At 70.5% G+C, this 3,578-nt stretch carries 4 protein-coding genes; 3 read left to right on the top strand and 1 reads right to left on the bottom strand.

Going from position 1 to position 3,578, the window contains the following annotated elements; translation table 11 throughout:
• The coding region (locus tag AOK24_RS37235; RefSeq protein ID WP_159052122.1) for a class I SAM-dependent methyltransferase at window positions 1–544 on the bottom strand (544 nt) is incomplete at its 3' end.
• A 213-nt stretch (window positions 545–757) separates the two neighbouring features.
• Between AOK24_RS37235 and AOK24_RS37230 the strand changes: the two genes are divergently transcribed.
• The 3 genes from AOK24_RS37230 to AOK24_RS37220 form a co-directional block, all read left to right on the top strand.
• The gene (locus AOK24_RS37230) at window positions 758–2,080 is read left to right on the top strand and encodes a S53 family peptidase (protein ID WP_055724367.1); all 1,323 of its coding nucleotides are present in this window, start codon (window positions 758–760) and stop codon (window positions 2,078–2,080) included.
• Window positions 2,081–2,399: 319 nt separating this feature from the next.
• Entirely contained in the window at window positions 2,400–2,708 is a 309-nt protein-coding gene (locus tag AOK24_RS37225; RefSeq protein WP_010355696.1) for a hypothetical protein, read from the top strand.
• A 159-nt stretch (window positions 2,709–2,867) separates the two neighbouring features.
• Window positions 2,868–3,578, top strand: a 711-nt coding sequence (locus tag AOK24_RS37220) for a hypothetical protein (protein ID WP_055724366.1), incomplete at its 3' end; no start/stop codon positions are given.

Here is a 3,578-nt window from a genome sequence, read left to right as displayed (position 1 = left end):
CCTCCCGGTCCCGCACCCGGCGATCCCCGAGCGCCGGAATCCCCCCGGCCGGCAACCTCCGCAGCACCTGGACGAACCGCTCATAAGCCTCCCCGCCCACGGCTCCGCCCCCGAGCACGCAGGCGAACACCCCGCCGGGCGCCAGCACACGGGCCACCTCGGCCGCGACGGTCTCCACATCGGCCATGAGCATGAAGGCCATGTGGGAGACGACGGCGTCGAACTCCCCGTCGGCGAAGGGAAGTTCCTGAGCGCGCCCCACCTCGACGTCGAAGCCCCGCGCGCGGGCGAGCCGAACCGCCTCCGGCGACAGGTCGATCCCGGCGAGCCGGCGCCCGGGGGAGCCGTCGCGGAGCAGCTCCAGCAGGACCCCGTCCCCGCAGCCGAGGTCGAGCACGCGCCGGGCGCCGGACACCCGGTCCCGCAGCAGCTCGTAGCTGGACCGCCCGTCGGGCCCGCGCCCCCGGGCGAACGCCTCCCCGGTCACCCCGGGCCGCCCGGCGTGAAAGCCCCGCAGAAACGCCTCCTGCACTTCGGCACTCATCTTTGCCCCTCTCGTAACGCCCACGTTTCCCCGGTCAAGCCCCCACCATCCCAGGGCAATCCCTGAACCCCGTTCAGTAACGCGGAAGTCAGGATTCCGCCACCTGTCTTGTTTGTCGCGTACCCAACAAGTCACAGTCGTCGCCGGGCCGCCGCCCACACCCCCACGTCACCCGCACCGCCCCTGAACACCCCACTTCCAGGAGGCTGTACCTTGCGTACGACCGACAACACCCCTGCCATATCCGGCAGATGGCGCCGCACAGGCGGCGCGGCCTTCGGTACCGCCGCCCTCCTCCTCGCGGGCCTCGGCACAGCGGCACACGCGAACGCGGCGACACCGGCGGCGAGTTCCCCCGTCACCTGGACGGCGACCCCCTGCTCGACCCCGAAGCACGCGGGCGACCTGACGTGCAACTCCTTCCGCGTGACGGGCGGCGTGACCGCGTTCTCGAAGGAAAAGGCGGCGAAGTCGCACCAGGGCGCGGCGCTCACCCCGAAGGCGGCCAGCGCCACCCCGACCGGCTTCGGCCCGAGCGACCTCCAGAACGCGTACGGCCTCACCAGCGCGGCGGCGAGCAACGGCTCCGGCGAGACGATCGCGATCGTCGACGCGTACGACGACCCCAACGCGGAGGCGGACCTCGCCAAGTACCGCGCGAACTACGGCCTGAGCGCCTGCACGACGGCCAACGGCTGCTTCAAGAAGGTCTCCCAGACCGGCTCGACCACCTCGCTGCCGACGGCGGACAGCGGCTGGGCCCAGGAGATCTCCCTCGACCTGGACATGGCCTCGGCGATCGCCCCGAACGCCAACATCCTCCTGGTGGAGGCGAGTTCCTCCAGCATGACCAACCTCGGCACCGCCGTGAACGAGGCCGTCAAGCTGGGCGCCAAGTTCGTCTCCAACAGCTACGGCGGCTCGGAGTCGTCGAGCGACACCTCGTACGACTCCTCCTACTTCAACCACCCGGGCGTCGCGATCACCGTCTCCGCCGGCGACGAGGGCTACGGCGCCGAGTACCCGGCCGCGTCGAAGTACGTGACGGCCGTCGGCGGCACCGCACTCAAGACCGCCTCCAACACCCGCGGCTGGACCGAGTCCGTGTGGAACACCTCGTCCACCGAGGGCACCGGCTCCGGCTGCTCCGCGTACGACGCGAAGCCGTCCTGGCAGACCGACACGGGCTGCTCGAAGCGCGCGATCGCCGACACCTCGGCCGTCGCGGACCCGGCGACGGGCGTCGCGGTGTACGACTCGTACGGCGTCACCGCCGGCTGGTACACCTTCGGCGGCACCTCCGCCTCGGCCCCGATCATCGCGGCCGTCTACGCGCTGGCCGGCACCCCCGGCAGCGGCGACTACCCGGCGTCGTACATCTACAGCGCGGCCGGCACCTCCGCGCTGAACGACGTCACCAGCGGCTCGAACGGCACCTGCTCCGCCAGCGCGAGCTACCTGTGCACCGCGCGGTCCGGCTACGACGGTCCGACGGGCTGGGGAACCCCGCAAGGACTGGCCGCCTTCACCGGCTGACCGGCCGTCAACAACGGGCCACGGCTTTCGAGCCGTGGCCCGTTCGTGTTACGAGCGTGAGAGCATCGGGAAAGTGTCTCAACGACAGAGGCGCCGACAGGTTCCGCAGAACCACACCCCACGGTTCCGCGCTCACCTCATTGCCCGGCGTGACCTGCCGTGATACACAGAGTGACGATACGAACCATTCATACGAATCCCACTCGCCAATGCCGCCAAGTCGACATACCCAGGCGGCATTGTCGGTGACAATGACTTCCGACCCCTGCGCACGGCAGCGGGCCACGAACGGAACTACCCACCAGGGGCGGTGACTTACATGCTCTTCGCAGCCGACAAGGGCGACATCAACACCATCATCGGCGGGATCGCTCCGGACTGGGGCCCCTTCGGCAGCCTGGGTACCGAGGCCAAGACGATGATCCAGGTCGTGATGGCCTTCGCGATCCTCATCTGCCTCGGCATCGCCGTCTGGGGCGCCGCGAAGCAACGTATCGGCGCCACCGCCCTGCGGGACACCTTCAGCGCGGAACAGGGCAAGGGGCTGATCATCGCGGGCCTCACCGGAGTCTTCATCATCGGCTCCCTCGGCACGCTGTTCACGATCGTGTACGGCATGGCCGTCTAGCCACTCCCCCTTCCCTCCCCCTCCCGGCTGAGGTTGCGTCCCCCTGATGTCGAGTCACCACACCGCGCCCGCGCGGGAACCAGCACGGCTACCGTCGTACCGCACCGCGTTCTTCCACGACGCCGACGCCGCATACGACGCAGAGGGGGCGCACACCGTATGAGTCCCGCCGACGAGCCCGGCCACGACACGTCCACCGGTGGCTACGCGGGTACCCGCACCCGCTACCCCGAAACCGAGCCCGCGCGCCGGCCCGCCCGCTCCTCCTCCCGCAGCCTCGTGACGGTCGTCGCCGTCGTCGTCCTGCTGATCGCGGCGATCGCGTTCGCGAACCGCGGCAACGGCAGCGGGGACAGCGGCGGTTCCGGCACAGCGACCGGCGGCTCCTCCGGCGCGAAGCCGCAGGCGGAGTCGACGGCGGCGACGGGGACGAAGCCGGTGGAGAGCAGAACGGGGAGCATCCCTACGGGATACGCGCGCACGCGCCAGGGCGTTCAATCGGCCGCCGCCAACTACGCGGTCGCGCTCGGCTCCACGGCGATGTTCAAGAAGGCCACCCGCGACGACGTCGTCGGCACCGTCTACACCCCGGCCGAGGCCGCCCGCCTCGTACCGGAACTCGACAAGGCGTACTCCACCGACTTCCTCGCCCGAGCCGGCCTCGACGCGAACGGCAACGCCCCCCAGGGCAGCACCTTCGTCTCCCGCACGGTCCCCATCGGCACCACGGTCAGCGCCTACGCCGACACCACCGCCACGGTCGCCGTCTGGTCCATGGGCCTCATCGGCATGTCCGGCACGAACTCGACGGACCCCGTCAGCTCCTCCTGGAGCACCTGGACGTTCACCTTCCAGTGGACCGACGGCGAC

The sequence above is a fragment of the Streptomyces niveiscabiei genome, from assembly GCF_001419795.1.
Lineage (GTDB): Bacteria > Actinomycetota > Actinomycetes > Streptomycetales > Streptomycetaceae > Streptomyces > Streptomyces niveiscabiei.
This window is presented reverse-complemented; position numbering and strand designations above follow the sequence as displayed.

Coding starts and splice junctions, on each gene's coding strand:
- AOK24_RS37225 (WP_010355696.1), top strand. CDS start 2,400: ATGCTCTTCGCAGCCGACAAGGGCGACATCAACACCATCATCGGCGGG.